Here is a 17,906-nt window from a genome sequence, read left to right as displayed (position 1 = left end):
AGCCGGCAACGATTTAGTGTCGGAGTTCAGGGCGAAGCCTAGCCCTTGAGGAGTCGGCGCAGCAGGAACACGAGCGCCGTTGTGGAAGCTGCAAGGGCGGCCAGCGGTTTCCAGCGCTTGCCGAGTTCGGCCGCGGTTCCAGACCTGTTGGCCGTGGCACCGGGGGTAGCGGCCCTTTCGCCCGAGGCCTTGGCCTGGCTGCGGAACCCGGCGATCTTGTCGTCCACGAGCTCCCTGCCCTCCTCCAGCTTGTGCTGGGTGGCGGTGAGGAGGGCCTGGGCCTGGGTCTTGACGTCGAGTTCCTGGCCGAGCTCGTCGCGCACGCCGGTGAGGTGCCGGCGGCGCGTCTCGAGCCGGCGGCGCAGCTCGTCCTCGGTCGGGGCGGGGCCCAGATCGGGCTGTTCTGCGGCCTTCTTGGCTTCCTTTTCGGCCTTAGCCTTTGCGGCAGCCTCTTCCTTGGCGGCTTTGGCTGCCTTGGCCTGCGGGGAGTTGGGGTCAAGGACGGCGGGGTCGAAGGAAGAGCCTTCCTTCGCAATGCCGAGGTCGTATTTGAGGCCGCGGATGGTCTCCTCGGGGAGCAGCGGCATGGCCTTCTTGAACCGGCCGTAGCCGATCAGGCCCACGATCAGGGCAATTACCAGGAAGGCGGCGCAGACCAGCAGGGCCGCGAGCCAGGCCGGCATGACGGTGGCCAGGCCCATGATGGCCGCCACGATGAGCCCGATCACGAGGAAGGCGACAAAGACGAGGGCGACGCCGAAGAAAGCTGCAGCGACCCCGAGCTGGATGCCCTTGCGCTTGAGTTCGGCCTTCGCGAAGGCAATCTCGTCATTGAGTTGCCGGGGTGCCAGCTTGAAGATCAGTTTCAGGGTCTTGGGCAGCGCGGAAAGGCGCAGCCCCCCGTTTGTCCTGCCGGTGTGCCGTCCGCTCATCGGTTCCGCCTAACTGGTTCCATCTGTGATTCCGCTTCCGCTGGATTGCCGGGTCTGCGCGGCTTCGCGCACTCCCAGGTGTCAAAACTACCATTCAGGGTCCGGCCGGCGTCCCGCGCGCGCCCGTCGGGACGGGCGTGGCGGGCTGGGCCGCCGTGCGGCGGCTTACGACGGCGCCCGGCGAGCACCGCGTCGGCGTCGTCGGGCTGCCTGGTGCGGACGACGTCGGGCTGGGCCGTCCCGGGCAGCGGGCTGCGCCGGGCAGGCGCGACGGGCTGCGCCGGGCGGGCGCCGCGGTCGACGTCGGGCGGGAGCCGCGGTCGACGCCGGGCGGGAGCCGCGGTCGACGTCGGGCGGGCCTAGGATTGACCTCTGTGCATACACACAGCAATCCCGGGGACTCCCTGACCCGCCGTCGGAAGCTCCTCTACATCCTGATGCTCGGCGCCTTGACGGCCCTTGGGCCGTTCACGGTGGACCTCTACCTGCCGGCATTTCCGGCCCTGGAGGCGAGCCTCGGTGTCAGCGAGGCCGCAGTGCAGCTGACCCTGACCGGCACGACGGTAGGTTTCGCCCTGGGCCAGCTGGTGGTGGGGCCGCTGAGCGACAAGTTCGGACGACGTCTTCCCCTGATCCTGGCCACCGCGGTGCACATCGGAGCCTCGCTCGGGGCCGCCCTTTCCACCGACATCGGCACGCTGGGCCTCTTCCGCGTGCTCATGGGCATCGGTGCCGCCGGCGGCGGCGTGGTGGCGATGGCGATGGTGCGGGACCTCTTCAGCGGCTACGCGATGGTCCGGATGTTCTCCCGAATGGCGCTCGTCAACGGCCTGGCCCCGATCCTGGCACCGGTCATCGGATCGCAACTGCTGCTGCTGATGCCGTGGCCGGGCATCTTCTTCTTCCTTGCCGGCTACGGCAGCTGCGTGATCATCGCGGCCGTGTTCGTGGTGCGCGAGACCTTGCCGCGCGAGCTGCGCGGCACCACAGGCCTGACGGTCCGCCAGCGCTACGGCGTCCTTTTCGCCGACCGGATCTTCGTTGGCCTGCTGCTGCTGGGCGGCATGAACTTTGGCGGTCTCTTCACATATCTCTCGGCCTCGCCGTTCCTGTTCCAGGACGTGTACGGCTTCTCCCCGCAGCAGTATGGCCTGCTGTTCGGCATCAACTCGCTGGGGATCGTCGCTGGGGTCCAGACCAGCTCCCGGCTCATCAAGCGCGTCCCGCCGCAGTGGATCCTCGCCTGCTCGACGGCGTGGATGTTCCTCATGGCGGTGCTGATCGTGGTCTTCGACCAGCTGGGCTTCGGCTTGTGGGGCGTCATGGTGCCGCTCTGGTTCTACATCCTGGGCGCCGGATTCACCTTCCCCTGCGTCCAGGTGCTGGCCCTGGCCAAGCACGGCGCCCAGGCCGGAACCGCAGCCTCCCTGCTCGGTGCTGCGACCTTCCTGATGGCCGGCATCATCTCCCCCGTGGTCGGCTGGCTGGGCCTCGGCTCGGCGACGCCGATGGGTGCCGTCCAGGCCGGCTGCATCCTCCTGGCGGCCGCGTCACTCTGGCTCGTGGTCCGGCCGCGGACCGTGCCTTCCATCCACTAGCACCGGCCGCCCTTTGGGGGACATGCCCCACGCACGGCACGCGCAGTGGGCATGCCCCCGGCGGAGACGACAGGGTGGACATGCCCGGTCCCCGCGACCAAGAGTGGACATAACAGGCATATGTCCATGCTTCGAGGCGCAGAAGGGGCATGTCCGGTGGCAGGCACGGGCACCGCACATGCTCCCAGGGTGGACATGCCCAGTCCCCGGGACCAAGAGTGGACATAACAGGCATATGTACATGCTTCGACGCACCGTAGGGGCATGTCCGATGGCAGGCACGGGCACCGCATATGCTCCCAGGGTGGACATGCCCAGTCCCCGGGACCAAGAGTGGACATAACAGGCATATGTCCATGCTTCGAGGCGCACAAGGGGCATGTCCGGCGCCGGACGGCACCTAGGGGCATGTCCAGCAGCGGAGGCTGGGCTGGGCTGGGGCCATGCTGCCCTGTTCGCGGCCTGCGGCTGGCGATAAAGTTGTTGTGTGCCTGACTGGCAGGACCCTCCTCCCCTACCGGCCACGTGGCAGCGGTGCGACGACGGTATTCTGCCTCTGTGGTGGGAGCGGCTGTGCTCGCAGACCAGCCCCCAGTCGGCGGCCCTCTATGCGGCCGGGCTGTTCACTGAGGACCGGCGCCGGCCGATCGCGCAGTGGTACAACCCAGCCTACGACTCAGCCCTGCTGGTGGCCCCCGAGACCTCGCCCGAATGGCCGGTGCAGCGCTTCGGCATCTTCTACGCGCCCCCGCGTGGCGGCTTCACCCGCGTCCATTCGTCGGCCCACGAGTGGCACCCGCGGGAGCCGCGGCAGTCTCCCACGGAGGAGGAAGCCTTCCAGGCCGCCGTGGCCGAGGCGGAGCGCTTCCTGCAGGTAGAGATGTTCTTCGTCTAGGGAGCACCGGAGAGGGTATCGAGCCAAGAAAAAAGGCCCCGCAGCCGGTTATTCACCGGCCGCGGGACCTGTCTGCTCCTCCTGCTGGACTTGAACCAGCAACCCTTCGATTAACAGTCGAATGCTCTGCCAATTGAGCTAAGGAGGAAGGAAGCAGGTATGACATTAGCAAAGGTTTTACCGCTAGGGAAATCGGCGGCGCAGGAGACGGAACCCGCGCACTCCGCCACAATCGAATACCCCCACCGGGTATACAAAAAGTCCCCGTCCCGGTGACCCGGAACGGGGACTGTGCGCTCCTCCTGCTGGACTTGAACCAGCAACCCTTCGATTAACAGTCGAATGCTCTGCCAATTGAGCTAAGGAGGAATGAAGCGGATATAAGCCTAGCAAACACCGTGCCGGGAAGCGAAATTGGCCGCCCAGCGGGGCAATCAGGAGTCCATGCGGAGCGAGCGCCGCTGCATCTCAAGTTCCATGAGTTCCCGGTTCAGCCGCTGGAATGCTTCCGGGTCCGCCGTGGCGTCGAGACGCTGCAGCTGGCCCATCTTGTCGGCCTTGACCCGGGTGATCTGCAGCTCGAACAGCCGCGCCAGAATGTCGCGGCAGTAGCGTTGGACGGCTTCGGCGGTGCTGGCTGGCAGCGGCACGACGGCGAGTTCGGACACGAGCGGCCGGAGCGGTTCAGGGACCTCCTGCAGCAGCTGCTCGACCCACCGCGCAGGGTCACCGATGGAACCCGGACCGGAGGCACGGATCGCTTCGTGGATCGCGAGGTAGGCCGGCGTGGAGAACCGCGCCTCGGAGAAACGCTGCCATGTCGCCCCCTCAAGGGTCGAAGGATGCTGGAGTACCACCTCGAGCGCCTGGCGCTCCATCGCGGCCACCGGATCGCGCGGGTCGGGCCGGTTGAAGGCCGGCAGCGTGGCCGACGGCGGCAGGGGCGCCACGCCCGGGGCGGCACCGGGGGCCGTTCCGGCCGGGCGCGTCGGGTTCTGGCCATGGCCCTGGCCATATCCCTGTCCGGCGCCTCCGGACGTTCCCTGGGCGTTACGTTTGATCGCGGCGCCAACGGCACGGCTGACTTCCTCGACCGGCATGCCCAGCCACCCCGCCAGTTCGCGGGCGTAGGCGGGCCGGATGCCGGCATCACGGATTTGGGCGACCACTGGAGCCGATTCTCGCAGGGCCGCGATCCGTCCCTCGACGGTGTCCAGGTTGTGCCGCCTCAGGCTGGCGCGGATCGCGAATTCGAACAGCGGCCGGCGGGTGCCGATCAGGTCCCGGACGGCGGAGTCGCCCTTGGCCTGTCGCAGCTCGCAGGGGTCGGATCCGCCGGGTTCCACTGCGACGTAGGTCTGCGCCACGAAGCGCTGGTCCTCTTCGAAGGCGCGCAGCGCCGCCTTTTGGCCGGCGGCGTCGCCGTCGAAGGTGAAGATGACTTCTCCCCCGCTGCCGTCGTCGGAGAGCAGCCGGCGGGCAATCTTGATGTGCTCGGTGCCGAACGCCGTGCCGCAGGTGGCCACCGCCGTCGTGATCCCGGCCAGGTGGCAGGCCATCACGTCGGTGTAACCCTCCACCACCACCAGTTGGCGGTCCTTGGCGATGTTCCGTTTGGCGAGGTCGATCCCGTAGAGGACCTGCGACTTCTTGTAGAGCGCGGTCTCGGGGGTGTTGAGGTACTTGGGGCCCTGGTCGTCCTCGTAAAGCTTGCGGGCGCCGAAGCCGATGGTGTCGCCGGCGATGTCGCGGATCGGCCAGATCAGCCTGCCGCGGAAACGGTCGTAGATCCCCCGGCCGCCCTCGGAAAACATGCCGGTGAGTTTGAGTTCCGCGTCGGTGTAGCCGCGGCCGCGGAGGTGCTTGAGCAGCGAGTCCCAGCCCTGCGGGGCGTAGCCGACGCCGAACTGTTCCGCCGCGGCGCGGTCGAAGCCGCGGCCGTAGAGGAAGTTCCGGCCCTCGGTGGCGCCCGGGGTCAGCAGCTGCGCACGGAAGAATTCGTCGGCGATCTTGTGCGCATCGAGGAGACGCTGGCGGCGGCCGATTTCCTCGCGGTTGGGGCCGGACCCGCCGTCCTCGTAGCGCAGTTCATAGCCGATCCGGGCAGCGAGCTTCTCCACGGCCTCATGAAAGGTGGTGTGGTCAAGTTTCTGCACGAAGGAGATGACGTCGCCGTCCTCGCCGCAGCCGAAGCAGTGATAGCGGCCCACCTGGGGGCGCACGGTGAACGAGGGCGAGCGCTCATCATGGAAGGGACACAGGCCCTTGAAGGACCCCAGCCCGGCACCCTTGAGGGTCACATAGCCGTCGACAACTTCCTTGATGTCGGTGCGCTGGCGTACCTCGTCGATGTCTTCACGTTTTATCAGGCCGGCCACGGTGCCATCCTAGTACCCGGGTACGACGCCGGTCGGCGGCGTATGGCGCCCGTCACCCGCGCCGTCACCACAGCGACGGCAGGCTGCCGACGAGCCGTTCGTACATGGCCAGCGCGGAGCCGTCGGTCAGTGAGGCGACCTGGTCGATGACGACGCGCAGCCGGGCGCCGTCGTCCTCCGCGGCGCGCCAGTCGGCGGCGTACATCGGCTCCAGGTGTCGGTCGCCGCTGGCGCTAAGCGCGGTCACGAGCGCGTGCAGGACCTCGCGCTGGCGTTCGTAGATGGGCTGCCGGTGTTCGGTGGTCATCACGAACGTGGTGGCCAGGCCCTTCATCACGGCGATCTCCATCACGGTCTCGTCCGGGACGATGAGTTCGGCGTTGTAGCGGGTGAGATTTTCCGGGCCGTAGACGGTGCGGGTGGTCTCGAGCGCGCTTTGGCAGAACCGGCCGATCAGCTGGCTGGTCATGTCTTTAAGCGCAGCCATGGACTTGCGGCTGCCGTCGGCCTCGCGGACCCAGACACTCGTGGCCTCCAGCCGGGCCAGGGCGGCGTCGATGGCGGCCGGATCGTTGTGCGGCAGGTACCACTGCTTGGCGTAGCCCACCACCCGGGCGCGGTGGTCGGGATTGTCCATCCAGCGAAGCTGGAAGTGCCCGGCGACGATCGCGTCCTCGACGTCGTGCACCGAGTAGGAGATGTCGTCCGCGAGGTCCATGACCTGGGCCTCCAAGCAGGAGCGCCGCTCGGGTGCCCCCTCGCGGATCCAGTCGAAGATCGGCAGGTCGTCCTCGTAGGCGCCGAACTTGCTGGTCCGCTGGCCGTGGATCACCGGCGCGTTCTCGGCCGACCACGGGTATTTCGCGGCGGCGTCGAGGCTGGCGCGGGTCAGGTTAAGGCCGGCGGGGCGGCCGTCCGGGGCCAGCACCTTGGGCTCCAGCCGGGTCAGCAGGCGCAGCGTCTGGGCGTTGCCTTCGAAGCCGCCGATCGCGTGCGCGACCTCGTTCAGGGCCGACTCGCCGTTGTGGCCGAACGGCGGGTGGCCGAGGTCGTGGCTGAGGCAGGCGGTGTCGACGACGTCGGGGTCGCAGCCCAGGGCGCGGCCGAGTTCACGGCCCACCTGCGCCACCTCGAGGCTGTGGGTCAGCCGGGTGCGGACGAAGTCGTCCGTGTCCGGCGCGACCACCTGGGTCTTGGCCCCGAGCCGGCGCAGCGCCGAGGAGTGCAGGACGCGGGCGCGGTCGCGTTCAAAGTCGGAGCGGTAGGTGCTCTTGGGCGGCTCCTCGACCCAGCGGGCGCAGTCGCGGTCCACGTAGCCGTCCAGCACGGGCGCGCTCGTCCTGGTTTCAGCCACCGGAGACATCCAGTTCGGCGAAGGAGATGTCGCGGGTCTGTTCGGAGTCCAGGCTGCGGTTGAGCAGCCAGTCCTTGGGCAGGGCGGGCTTCTTGGGTGAACCGGCGCGGCCGCGCGGGCCCTCGGCGTCGGCGCCCGGGTAGGGCGAATCAAGGTCCAGTTCGTCCAGGGTGCCGCGGAGCACCTCGAGGCTTGTCACGAGCGCCAGCCGGTTCCGCAGCTCGCTGCCCACCACGTACCCCTTGAGGTACCAGGCCATGTGTTTGCGGATCTCGCGCAGCGCCTTGCCCTCGTCGCCGAAGGTCTCAACCATGAGTTCGGCGTGCCGGTAGATGCTTTCCGCCACCTGGCGGAGTGCCGGGGTGTGGCGGACGTCGCTGCCCTCAAAGGCAGCCATGAGGTCGCCGAACAACCACGGCCGGCCCTGGCAGCCGCGGCCGACCACGACGCCGTCCACGCCGGTCTCGCGGACCATCCGCACCGCGTCTTCGGCGGACCAGATGTCGCCGTTGCCGAGGACCGGGATGTCCGGGAGCGCCTCGCGCAGCCGTGCGATGGCGGACCAGTCGGCCTTGCCGGAGTAGAACTGCGCGGCGGTGCGGCCGTGCAGGGCGACGGCGGCGACGCCGGAGTCGCGGGCAATGCGGCCGGCGTCAAGGTACGTGAGGTGGTCATCGTCGATGCCCTTGCGCATCTTGATGGTCAGCGGGATGTTGCCCCTGGACGCTTCCTTCACCGCGGTCTGGACGATCGAGGTGAAGAGGTCCGTCTTCCAGGGCAGCGCCGAGCCGCCGCCGCGCCGGGTCACCTTGGGCACCGGGCAACCGAAGTTGAGGTCGATGTGGTCCGCGCGGTTCTCCTCGACCAGCATCCGGACGGCCTGGCCGACGGTCACAGGGTCCACGCCGTAAAGCTGGACGGAGCGGACTTTCTCGTCCTCGTCGTGCGAAATGATGCGCAGCGATTCGGGCGTGCGCTCCACCAGGGCACGGGAAGTCACCATCTCCGCCACGTACAGGCCGCCGCCGTATTCACGGCAGAGCCTGCGGAAGGCGGAGTTGGTGATGCCCGCCATCGGAGCCAGGATCACGGGAGTGTCCACCGTGAGGGGGCCCAGCTTCAGGGGCGGCAGTTCCAGCTTGGGGGCGGGAGGCGTTGCTACAACAGTCACCCGTCCATTGTCTCAAAGCCGGGCAAATCGACGGGATCCAGGCCGGCTATGTGGAAATCGCGGCGTGTACCGGTGGGCGCGCAGCGGCCCGGTCAGCCGGGCACGGCGGCGCGTCGGCCGCGGCGGCCCGCCGGCGCCGGTTCCGAGCCCCCGTCGTCGGGCGATCCCCCGTCGGACGAGCCCCCATCAGCAGAGCCCCCACCGGACGGGCCGGCCTCGACCGGGCCCCCGGCGGGAGCGGTGGCGGGCCGGCCGCCGTCGTCCGCCGCGCTCCCGCCCTTCAGCCCGGTAGCCTTCACGACGAGCACCGCGATCAGCGTGGTCACGGGGATGGCCAGGACCAGGCCGATGGAGCCGACGAGCGTGCGGATCACTTCCTCGGAGAGTTCGGCGCTGGTGAGGGCGTCGCCCAGCGGGCGCTCGTAAAGCATCACAATGATCAGGATCGGCAGGGCCGCCCCGGCGTAGGCGAAGGCGATGGTGTAGACGGTGGAGGCGATGTGGTCCCGGCCGATCCGCATGGCCGCGGCGAACAGCTTCCGCGCGGACGTCCCGGGAGCGAGTTCCCAGAGCTCCCAGACCGCGGAGGACTGGGTGATTGTCACGTCGTTGAGCACACCGAGTCCGGAAATGATGAGCCCGCACAGGATGATCCCCGAGATCGAGATGTGGTCCGAAACGTTGGCGAGTGTGGCGGCGTCATGGTTGCCCACCCCTGCAAGGTTCGCCGCGTCGGTGGCCCAGGCCGCGAGCGCGGCGGTGATGCCCAGGCCGAACATCGTCCCCAGCAGCGCCGTCGAGGTCCGGGCGGTAAAGCCGTGTGCGAAGTAGAGCACGCCGATCATGATCACCGTGGATCCGACCAGGGCCAGCAGCAGCGGCGGTTTGCCTTCCACCAGGCCGGGAAGCATAAACGAGACCAGCACGGCGTAGGCGCCAACAAGGCCGATGAGGGCGCGCAGCCCGCGCCAGCGCGCCACTGCGATCACGACCACGGCGTAGAGCACGGCGAGCAGGATGATGGGCAGCGTCCGGACAAAGTCGACGAACACGTAGGCGGGCGCGCCTCCCGCGGCGGCGCCCTGGGCCTTGGAGAGGTTGAGGTAGCGGATGTTGTCGCCGACCTTGACGCCGTGGGACTTGGCGACGTCGGGGTTGATCACCACCTTGACCGGGTTGCCGCCCTTGTCCGGGTCCGTGTAGGCGAAGGTGCACTGCGAGCCCTGTCCGGGCCCGGCAGCGGCCGGGGCGCCCGGCTGGGCGGGGCCGTCCATGCAGCCTGCGACGACGACGCGCTGGATTTTTCCGGTGTCGAAGCTGACGCCCGGCGCGGCCGCATAGGGACTTGAAAGCTTAAGGCCTTCCTTGCTGCCCGAGGGCCACAGCAACACCATGGCCACGATGGTCAGCAGGGTCAGCGGAACCAGGACGGCGGCCAGGATCCAGTTGGCTTTCTTCCGCGCGGCGAGCGCCCGGGGAGTCGGGTCGAGGTGCCCCGGGGTCGTGTGTGAATGTCCGGCGCCCATCAGCAGTTCAACCTCATGCCGAAAACTTTACGGGGTCGGAACCGCCGGCCGGTGCCAGTGCCCTGCCGCCGGGCAGGATCCAAAGTGCCCTGCCCCCGCGCAACGCCCATCCCCCGGCAACCCGGCCGCGAATGACCTATGGGAATGAGCGTGCAAACCGGCGCGGAAACGCTCACGGGAACGCCGGCGCGCAACTTATTGTTGGTAATTGCAGGGACCAAACGAGGTGGAGGACACTAGCGTGGCCAGACGCATGACAGACGACCGGGAGCACCAGGCAGCCGGGGCAGGCCCGGCGGCCCGCGCCGAGCTCAGCATCGCGGACGCCGCCGGGCAGACGCGCGGCGTCGCCCTGGTGCTGCACGGCGGCCGCGCGGACAGCTTCGAGGCGGTCCGCGCCCGGCACCTCAGCCCGGCCAGGATGCTGCCCTTCGCCCAGGCGCTCCGGAACGAGGGCGCCCCGCACGGCCTGGCCGTCTGGACGCTCCGGAACCGGTACCGGGGCTGGAACGGGCCGGACATGTCCCCGGTCCAGGATGCCCGCTGGGCCCTTGCCCAGATCAGCCGCGAACATCCCGGCGTGCCCGTATACCTGCTGGGCCACTCGATGGGCGGCCTCACCGCGCTCTGCGTCGCGGACCACCCGCAGGTGGAAGCCGTCGTCGCGCTGGCCCCGTGGCTGGACCGGTCCACGCCGGTGGAACCCGTCGCCGGGCGCCTTGTCCTGATCGTGCACGGCAGCGAGGACCGCTGGACGAGTCCCAAGAACTCGCTGGCCTATGCCCGGCGCGCCGAGGGTGTGGCGGCGTCGATCGACTACGTCTCGCTCAAGGGCGCCGGCCACTTCATGTTCCGCCGGGTCCGGCTCTGGAACTCACTTGCCAACGGCTTCATCCTTGACGCCTTCGGCAACAGCGCCGGCACAGAACTCCCTGGCACGGACGCGCTCCGCCAGGTCCTCCCCGCCGCGGCCAGCCTCCCGGTGGTGCTGTGATGCCGGCCTTCCCGCTGGAAGCGTTCCTGGCCAGTCTGCCCTGGGTGGCGCTGGGACTGTTGGCGCTGCTGGCCGTGACATTTGCCGTCGCCGTGCGCCAGAGCCGCCACTCGGTCATCGACACTGTCTGGGGCCTCGGCTTTGTGGTGGCAGCCGCGGTCTCCTGGGCGCTGTCCGCAGGCCACGGCGACGACGGCCGCCGCCTCTTGCTGCTGGCCCTCGTTGCGGTCTGGGGCATCCGGCTGGCCGTCCACATCGGCATCCGGGCCCGCGGCGGCCATGAGGATCCGCGCTACGTGGACATGCTCTCCTCCGCCCCCGGCTCCCGCAACACCTACGCCCTGCGCCGCGTGTACCTGCCGCAGGGCATCGTGATGTTCTTCGTCTCGCTCACCATCCAGGTGGGCATGTTCAGCACCGGCACCCTGGGTTGGCTGGCGCTGCTGGGCGTCCTTTTGTGGATTGTCGGTTTCGTCTTCGAGACTGTCGGGGACTGGCAGCTGGCTCAGTTCAAGGCGGATCCGGCCAAGCGCGGCACCGTCCTGGACACCGGTCTCTGGCGCTATACCCGGCACCCGAACTACTTCGGCGACGCCGCCGTCTGGGCCGGCCTATTCCTCGTCGCCGCGGACTCCTGGCCCGGCGTGCTGACCATCCTCTCCCCCGCGCTGATGATCTGGACGCTGGCCGGCAAGACCGGGAAGCCCCTGACCGAGAAGGCCATGTCCGCCCGGCCCGGCTACAAGGAATACGTCGAATCGACCTCCGGCTTCCTGCCCTGGCCGCCGCGCCGGCCGGCGGAGCGCTGAGATGCGCGGTTCGACGTGAGCTGGCGGCCGGCGCCCAGCGACCGCTTCTACCGCGTCATCGTCCGGACCGGCCAGGCGCTGCGCTGGCTGTTCCGGATCCGGGTCCTCGTCACCGGACGGGAAAACCTGCCTCCGGTGCTCCCGGACAACGCACGCGACAGCGCCCCGCAAGGCGGCTCGCGGCACCCCACCCCGGGGACGGGCGCGGTCGTCGCGATCACCCATTTCGGCTACCTCGATTTTGCCTTCGCCGAGCTGCTGCTGTGGGGGCACAACAGGGCCCAGATGCGCTTCCTGATCACCCAGGGCGCGGCCGACCACTGGTTCGCCGGGCCGGCCGTCAGCGCCGCCGGGCACGTCGTCGTCGGCTATGACACCGGAGCGCACGCCTACGACGCCGCCGTGCAGAAGCTCCGCGAGGGCGAATACATCGCGATCCTGCCCGAGGCCGGGGTGAGCCGCAGCTTCCAGGTCCGCGAGTGCAAGACCGGCGCGGTGCGGATGGCCGCCGAGGCCGGGGTGCCCATCATCCCGGTCTCAGTCTGGGGCGCGCACCGGATCATGACCCGGCACCACGGCTTCTCCCCTCTCCGCGCCTGGCGGGCACCCGTGCGTGTGCACGTGGGCGAACCCCTCACCCCGGCCCCGGGGCTGGACGTCCCGGCGGCCACCGAGGCGCTGCGCGAAGTCCTCCAGCGCGGGATCGACGCCGGCATCGCGGACTTCCCCCTGAAGCCGGCACCCGGCGCCTGGTGGATGCCGGCCGCGCTCGGCGGCGGGGCCCCCACCGAGGAGGAGCGCCAGCGGCTGGACGAGGCTGAGGGGCCGCGGCGCGCGCGCAGCCGGCGCCGATAAGCCCGGTTCACCCCAGCGACTTGACTAAACTCCATCGGGTACAAAAACGCACTCAATGGAGAGGTACCCCTCTGTGGCAAACACAGTCCTGACGAAAAGCCGAATCGGCGAAGAACGCGGTCTCGCCCGAATAGCCCAACGGATGGCCGCGTGGACCGAGAAGTGGTTCCCGGACGCCTACATCTTCGCCCTGGCCGGCGTGATCATCATTGCCCTGGCCGCACTGGCCATTGGCGCCTCACCCCAGTCCATCGCGGAGTCCTTCGGCAACGGTTTCTGGGACCTGACCGCCTTCACCCTGCAGATGGCCATGGTGGTCCTCACCGGCTACGTCGTGGCGACCTCCCCGCCGGTGGCGAAGCTGATCAACCGACTGGCCCTCGTCCCGGCCACTGCCCGCACCGCCGTGAGCTTCGTTGCCCTGATGTCGATGTCCGTCTCCTTCCTCAACTGGGGCCTGAGCCTGATATTCGGCGGTCTGCTGGCCCGGGCCATTGCCCGCCGCAAGGACCTCACCGTGGATTACCGGGCCCTGGGCGCGGCCGCTTTCATGGGCCTCGGCGCCGTCTGGGCGCTCGGCCTGTCTTCGTCCGCCGCGCAGCTGCAGGCCACGGCGGCCTCCTTGCCGCCGGCCCTGCTGAAGATCACCGGCATCCTGGACTTCGGCACCACGATCTTCACCTGGCAGTCGCTGCTGACCCTGGCCATCCTGATGGCGCTCACCACGGTGATCGCGCACTTCTCGGCTCCGCAGGGCGGCGCGATCCGCACCGCCGAAGACCTCGGCGTCGACCTCGACGACGAACCGAGCGAGCCGGCGCCGCGGTCCCGTCCGGGCGAGTGGCTCGAATACAGCAAGACCCTGCCCGTCCTGGCCGGCATCCTGACCCTCGGCTGGCTGGTCTCGCAGTTCCTGACCAAGCCGTTCCTGAGCGTGGTCAGCAGCCTCAACGGCTACCTGCTGGTCTTCCTGATCCTGGGCCTGGTGTTGCACGGCACGCCGCGCAACTTCCTGCAGGCCGTCACCAAGGCCGTCCCGGCGACCGCCGGCATCCTCGTGCAATTCCCGCTCTACGCGGCGATGGCGGCGATCCTGACCAAGGCCACCGGCCACGGCGGGATGTCCATCTCGGCGCACCTCGCCGGGTTCTTCTCGGAGATCGGCAGCGGCGGCGGGTTCGCCGTCGTCATTGCGCTGTACACGGCCGTGCTGGGCCTGCTGGTCCCCTCCGGCGGCGGCAAGTGGCTGGTCGAGGCGCCCTACGTGATGCAGTCCGCCACCGATGTGCAGATGAACCTCGGCTGGACCGTGCAGATCTACAACATCGCCGAGGCGCTGCCAAACCTGGTCAACCCGTTCTTCATGCTGCCTTTGCTCGCGGTGCTGAGGCTGCGCGCCCGGGACCTGGTCGGCTTCACCTTCCTGCAGTTCGTCTTCCACCTGCCGGTGGTGTTGCTGCTGGTCTGGCTGCTCGGGATGACCTTCCAGTTTGTTCCCCCGGTCCTCCCCTAGCCGCCCCCTAAACCGAACTGACCCGCAGTTGTTGTCGCATCAAAACGACAACAACTGCGGGTCAGTTGCGTGTTGAAGGCCTAGGCGGGGTCGGAGACGATCAGGGTGTCCGCGCCGGCCTGCCGGGCCTTGCCGCTGTCCAGCAGCGGCTCGACGACGGCGCGCAGGGCCGTCATCGAATCGTCCAGTTCCAGCAGCACCGGGTACTGGTACGCGATCAGCGCCAGCAGGTCCCGCACCGCGGCGCGGGCATCGTCGTCGGACAGCTCCGGATCATGGCCCAGGAACACGTCGGAGGGTTCGCCGGCCTTCGCCGCGTGACCCTCTTCGGGACCGCCCATTTCCGGGCCGCCCTGTGCGTAGCTGACCGCGAATGCCTGCAGCCGGCCCTTCTTGCTGGCCGGCACGCCCGCGCCGAAGGCACTTGCTTTGGGCGCGCGCAACACAATTGCGCCGTGCGCCCCGCTGAGGTCGTCCAGGAAGAGCCGCTGCACGGTGGCGATGCTGAGCTCGCCGGGGCTGTCCCAGTGGTGCACGGCGGTGTAGTACCGGCCCACGACGTCGCTCAGCTCCACCGAGCCGGTGGCCAGGTCCTCCACCTGCTCGGAGGCCGCGGCCTCCGAGCCGTCGCCGAAGACCGGGAGCTTCAGGGAGCCGGGCTCCACGACCACCAGGCGCGAACGCTGGATCGGGGCGAGACCGGCTGCCTCGGCGAAGGCGGCGCCGGGCGTGCCCGGCTCCACCTTGGTCCGCAGCCGGGAGATGCCCGACGGCGACCGTTCGGCCTCGTGCCGGAGCATGCCCAGCAGCGTGGACCCGATACCGCTCCGGCGGTGGTCCCGGGCTACCTCGACGTACACCCAGAGGCGTTCCGGGTGCAGCGAGGCCTCGTGCACCACGCCGGCCGCGACGGGGATGGCGACGCCGTCGACGACGTCCTCGGCCACAATGCAGCGGCGCCACGGCGCGTTGCCCGAGGGCGCCAGGGTGCCGCGGAACTGCCGGGCCTGGTCCGTCTCGGGCCCGCCCCACACTTCCAGCAGCGCGAGGTCGTCGCCCTCACGCCATTCACGGTATTGGATCGCCATGCTCAGGCGCCGATCAGCCGTGCGGACAGGTAGCCCTCCACCTTGTCCAGGGAGACTCGTTCCTGGCTCATGGTGTCGCGTTCACGGATGGTGACGGCCTGGTCCTCGAGCGTGTCGAAGTCCACCGTGATGCAGAACGGCGTGCCGATCTCATCCTGCCGGCGGTAGCGGCGGCCGATCGCGCCGGCGTCGTCGAACTCGATGTTCCAGTTCTTGCGCAGCTGCGCGGCGAGGTCCTTGGCCTTCGGGGACAGGTCCTCGTTGCGGCTCAGCGGGAGCACCGCCGCCTTCACCGGGGCCAGTCGCGGATCGAGCTTGAGCACGGTCCGGACGTCGACGCCGCCCTTGGCGTTGGGTGCCTCGTCCTCGGTGTACGCGTCGATCATGAACGCCATGAAGGAGCGCGTGAGGCCCGCGGCGGGTTCGATCACGTACGGGGTGTAGCGCTCGTTCGTGGCCTGGTTGAAGTAGCTCAGGTCCTGGCCGGAGGCCTTCGAGTGCGTGGAGAGATCGAAGTCGGTGCGGTTGGCGATGCCCTCGAGCTCGCCCCATTCGGAGCCGTGGAAGCCGAAGCGGTATTCGATGTCCGTGGTGCCCTTGGAGTAGTGGCTGAGCTTCTCCAGGGGGTGCTCGAAGAAGCGCAGGTTCTCCTCGCGGATGCCCAGGCCGGTGTACCAGTCCATGCGCTCCTTCATCCAGTACTGGTGCCACTGCTCGTCGGTGCCGGGCTCGACGAAGAATTCCATCTCCATCTGCTCGAACTCGCGGGTGCGGAAGATGAAGTTGCCCGGCGTGATCTCGTTACGGAAGGACTTGCCGATCTGGCCGATGCCGAACGGCGGCTTCTTGCGCGAGGTGGTGAGCACGTTGTTGAAGTTCACGAAGATGCCCTGCGCGGTCTCGGGGCGCAGGTAGTGCAGGCCCTCTTCGCTGGCCACCGGGCCGAGGTAGGTCTTGAGCAGGCCGGAGAATTCCTGGGGCTCGGTCCATTCGCCGCGGGTGCCGCAGTTGGCGCAGGCGATGTCCTTGAGGCCGTTCTCGGCGGGGCGGCCCTTCTTTTCCTCGTACTCTTCCTCGAGGTGGTCCGCGCGGTAGCGCTTGTGGCAGGAGAGGCACTCCACCAGCGGGTCGGAAAAGACCTCGACGTGGCCGGAGGCTTCCCAGACCTGGCGGGGCAGGATCACCGAGGAGTCCAGGCCGACGACGTCCTCGCGGCCGCGGACCACGGACTGCCACCACTGGCGCTTGATGTTTTCCTTCAGCTCGGCACCGAGGGGACCGTAATCCCAGGCAGAACGGGAGCCACCGTAGATTTCACCGGCCTGGAAGACGAAACCCCGTCGCTTGGCGAGGGAAATGATCTGGTCGAGTACGGATTTTGCTGCCATGGGAACTCCAATTTCTACAGGGCCGCTGGGTGCGGTCCGTGCTGTCAGCCCCGGGTCACCGGCTGGTTGCCGGGCGGGGTGTTGCGAACGGTGTGATGCAAACTCCTAGCCTACCCGCGCTGCTACCTCTTGAGGGCGCCGCGGGACCAGGGCAGGCTGGCCAGGATAATGGCGGCCAGCGTCAGCAGCGTGCCGAGCACGGTGGGCAGCGCGACGACGGTGCCGGGCGCGGGCAGCACCAGGTCGAGGCCGAGCGAGCCCAGCAACTGTCCCGCGATCATGCCCAGCCCGGTGACCAGGACGCCAAGGCCGCGGACCAGGAAGGCGGCGACGCCAATGAAAATGCAGCCCATCGGCCCGCCGAGGTAGTACCACCATTCGCCGGGGAGGGCGTTGCCGGGCCCGGCGACCGCCAGTTTGATCAGCCAGGCAAGCCACAGCACGATGCTGCCGGCGACGAAGTTCACCAGGGTGGCGGTGATGGGCGTGCGGTAGTGCACGGTGGCCGTGCCGTTCATGGCCTGCTGGAAACTCATCAGGAACCCGGCCAGCACCGGCAGCAGCACCGGAACCAGCAGCTGCAGCGGGCCGGCCTCCGTCCCCGAGGGAGCGCCTGCGCCGCCCGCCGCGCTGCCGTCGAAGCGCGGCGAGACGGCCCAGGCGACAGCGGCGACGGTGAGTATGCTGCCGAGCACGCGGATGCCGGTGACGGGTTTCTTGCCCGCCGGGCCGATCCCTATCCGGTCCACCAGCAGGCCGCTCAGGGTCTGCCCGGTGACGGCGGCGACCGTAAACAGGGCGACGCCGAGCAGCCCGACCGTGAAGGACTGGGCGAAGACGAAAAACGCGCCGATGCCGCCGGCGAGCGCGTAGTAGCGCGGAAAACGGCGTTCCCGCAGCGCCGGCAGGACGTTGGCCAATCCGGCGCGTCCCTTCGGCAGGGCCAGGGAGACGACGATCATCAGCGCCAGGCCGACACTGAAACTGACCACCGCGGCGGCGAGTCCGTCGGCCAGGACGGTGCCCAGGGCGCCGTTGATCCGGCCCTGGACGGGGACGAAAAGGCCGGCCGAAACGGCGAGGAGCAATCCGACGGGCAGTGGAAGCCGCGGTGCGTGGGTCATTGGTGCCACCTTTGGTCAGGCATTATTGCTTGTATGAGCAACCCGGAAATTGAAGACATTCCCATCCGCGACGACATGATCCGGCTGGGCCAGCTGCTGAAGCTGGCCAACCTGGTCGAGGACGGGGTGGAGGCTGCCGAGCTGATCAAGAACGGCCTGGTCAAGGTCAACGGCGAGATCGACGACCGCCGCGGACGCCAGCTCCACCACGGCGACACCGTCACCGTGAACGGGCAGACCGTCCGGATCGTCACACCTAACGGAGTTTAACCCGCCGTCGG

At 68.8% G+C, this 17,906-nt stretch carries 15 protein-coding genes and 2 tRNA genes; 7 read left to right on the top strand and 10 right to left on the bottom strand.

The genetic code is table 11. The annotated features are described in order from the left end of the window. Positions 1-38 precede the first annotated feature (38 nt). Positions 39-932, bottom strand: a complete 894-nt coding sequence (locus AC1DBL_RS15015; RefSeq protein WP_441419313.1) for a phage holin family protein — start codon at positions 930-932, stop codon at positions 39-41. A gap of 437 nt (positions 933-1,369) precedes the next feature. Between AC1DBL_RS15015 and AC1DBL_RS15010 the strand changes: the two genes are divergently transcribed. Together AC1DBL_RS15010 and AC1DBL_RS15005 are read left to right on the top strand one after the other, a co-directional pair. After that, on the top strand, positions 1,370-2,530 hold the full coding sequence (locus AC1DBL_RS15010; protein WP_476917545.1) for a multidrug effflux MFS transporter: 1,161 nt from the start codon (positions 1,370-1,372) through the stop codon (positions 2,528-2,530). 487 nt (positions 2,531-3,017) lie between these two features. Next, positions 3,018-3,425: a hypothetical protein gene (locus AC1DBL_RS15005; RefSeq protein WP_441419312.1), complete on the top strand. Its 408-nt coding sequence runs from the start codon at positions 3,018-3,020 to the stop codon at positions 3,423-3,425. A 75-nt stretch (positions 3,426-3,500) separates the two neighbouring features. Here AC1DBL_RS15005 and AC1DBL_RS15000 read toward each other — a convergent pair. The 6 genes from AC1DBL_RS15000 to AC1DBL_RS14975 form a co-directional block, all read right to left on the bottom strand. Further along, positions 3,501-3,573, bottom strand: a tRNA-Asn gene (locus tag AC1DBL_RS15000). 148 nt (positions 3,574-3,721) lie between these two features. Next, positions 3,722-3,794, bottom strand: a tRNA-Asn gene (locus tag AC1DBL_RS14995). Between the two features lie 65 nt (positions 3,795-3,859). Beyond that, a complete protein-coding gene (gene dnaG, locus AC1DBL_RS14990) occupies positions 3,860-5,803 on the bottom strand; it encodes a DNA primase (RefSeq protein WP_441419311.1) in 1,944 nt (647 codons plus the stop codon). 64 nt (positions 5,804-5,867) lie between these two features. Next, a complete protein-coding gene (locus tag AC1DBL_RS14985) occupies positions 5,868-7,166 on the bottom strand; it encodes a deoxyguanosinetriphosphate triphosphohydrolase (protein WP_476926401.1) in 1,299 nt (432 codons plus the stop codon). Continuing rightward, the gene (gene dusB, locus AC1DBL_RS14980) at positions 7,150-8,328 is read right to left on the bottom strand and encodes a tRNA dihydrouridine synthase DusB (protein WP_441419309.1); all 1,179 of its coding nucleotides are present in this window, start codon (positions 8,326-8,328) and stop codon (positions 7,150-7,152) included. Before dusB ends, AC1DBL_RS14985 begins: the two co-directional genes overlap by 17 nt. Before the next feature lie 92 nt (positions 8,329-8,420). Next, positions 8,421-9,854 carry a YibE/F family protein gene (locus AC1DBL_RS14975; protein WP_476926400.1) on the bottom strand — a complete coding sequence of 478 codons (1,434 nt, stop codon included), beginning with the start codon at positions 9,852-9,854 and terminating at the stop codon, positions 8,421-8,423. 253 nt (positions 9,855-10,107) lie between these two features. On the opposite strand from AC1DBL_RS14975, the gene AC1DBL_RS14970 reads away from it, so the two are divergent. The 4 genes from AC1DBL_RS14970 (at position 10,108) to AC1DBL_RS14955 (ending at position 14,025) form a co-directional block, all read left to right on the top strand. Beyond that, positions 10,108-10,848, top strand: coding sequence for an alpha/beta hydrolase (locus AC1DBL_RS14970; RefSeq protein ID WP_476926399.1), 741 nt, complete (start codon positions 10,108-10,110; stop codon positions 10,846-10,848). Beyond that, positions 10,848-11,657, top strand: coding sequence for a DUF1295 domain-containing protein (locus tag AC1DBL_RS14965; RefSeq protein WP_476893522.1), 810 nt, complete (start codon positions 10,848-10,850; stop codon positions 11,655-11,657). Before AC1DBL_RS14970 ends, AC1DBL_RS14965 begins: the two co-directional genes overlap by 1 nt. Before the next feature lie 15 nt (positions 11,658-11,672). Further along, entirely contained in the window at positions 11,673-12,512 is an 840-nt protein-coding gene (locus tag AC1DBL_RS14960; RefSeq protein ID WP_476909723.1) for a lysophospholipid acyltransferase family protein, read from the top strand. 73 nt (positions 12,513-12,585) lie between these two features. Continuing rightward, entirely contained in the window at positions 12,586-14,025 is a 1,440-nt protein-coding gene (locus tag AC1DBL_RS14955; RefSeq protein ID WP_476926398.1) for a short-chain fatty acid transporter, read from the top strand. Between the two features lie 80 nt (positions 14,026-14,105). On the opposite strand, the gene AC1DBL_RS14950 is transcribed toward AC1DBL_RS14955, so the two are convergent. From AC1DBL_RS14950 to AC1DBL_RS14940, 3 genes are all read right to left on the bottom strand, one after another. Beyond that, positions 14,106-15,113, bottom strand: coding sequence for a GNAT family N-acetyltransferase (locus AC1DBL_RS14950; protein WP_476893519.1), 1,008 nt, complete (start codon positions 15,111-15,113; stop codon positions 14,106-14,108). Between the two features lie 2 nt (positions 15,114-15,115). Then, entirely contained in the window at positions 15,116-16,501 is a 1,386-nt protein-coding gene (locus tag AC1DBL_RS14945) for a glycine--tRNA ligase (RefSeq protein WP_476926397.1), read from the bottom strand. 122 nt (positions 16,502-16,623) lie between these two features. Beyond that, a complete protein-coding gene (locus tag AC1DBL_RS14940; protein WP_476893518.1) occupies positions 16,624-17,625 on the bottom strand; it encodes a DMT family transporter in 1,002 nt (333 codons plus the stop codon). Positions 17,626-17,658: 33 nt separating this feature from the next. On the opposite strand from AC1DBL_RS14940, the gene AC1DBL_RS14935 reads away from it, so the two are divergent. Then, positions 17,659-17,895 (top strand): RNA-binding S4 domain-containing protein, encoded by a 237-nt coding sequence (locus AC1DBL_RS14935; RefSeq protein ID WP_441419521.1) that lies wholly within the window; start codon positions 17,659-17,661, stop codon positions 17,893-17,895. The last annotated feature ends 11 nt before the right edge of the window (positions 17,896-17,906 follow it).

Source organism: Arthrobacter sp. 10T44 (assembly GCF_056393885.1).
Note: the sequence above shows the minus strand (reverse complement) of the source record. Positions and strands in the feature narration are given on the sequence as shown.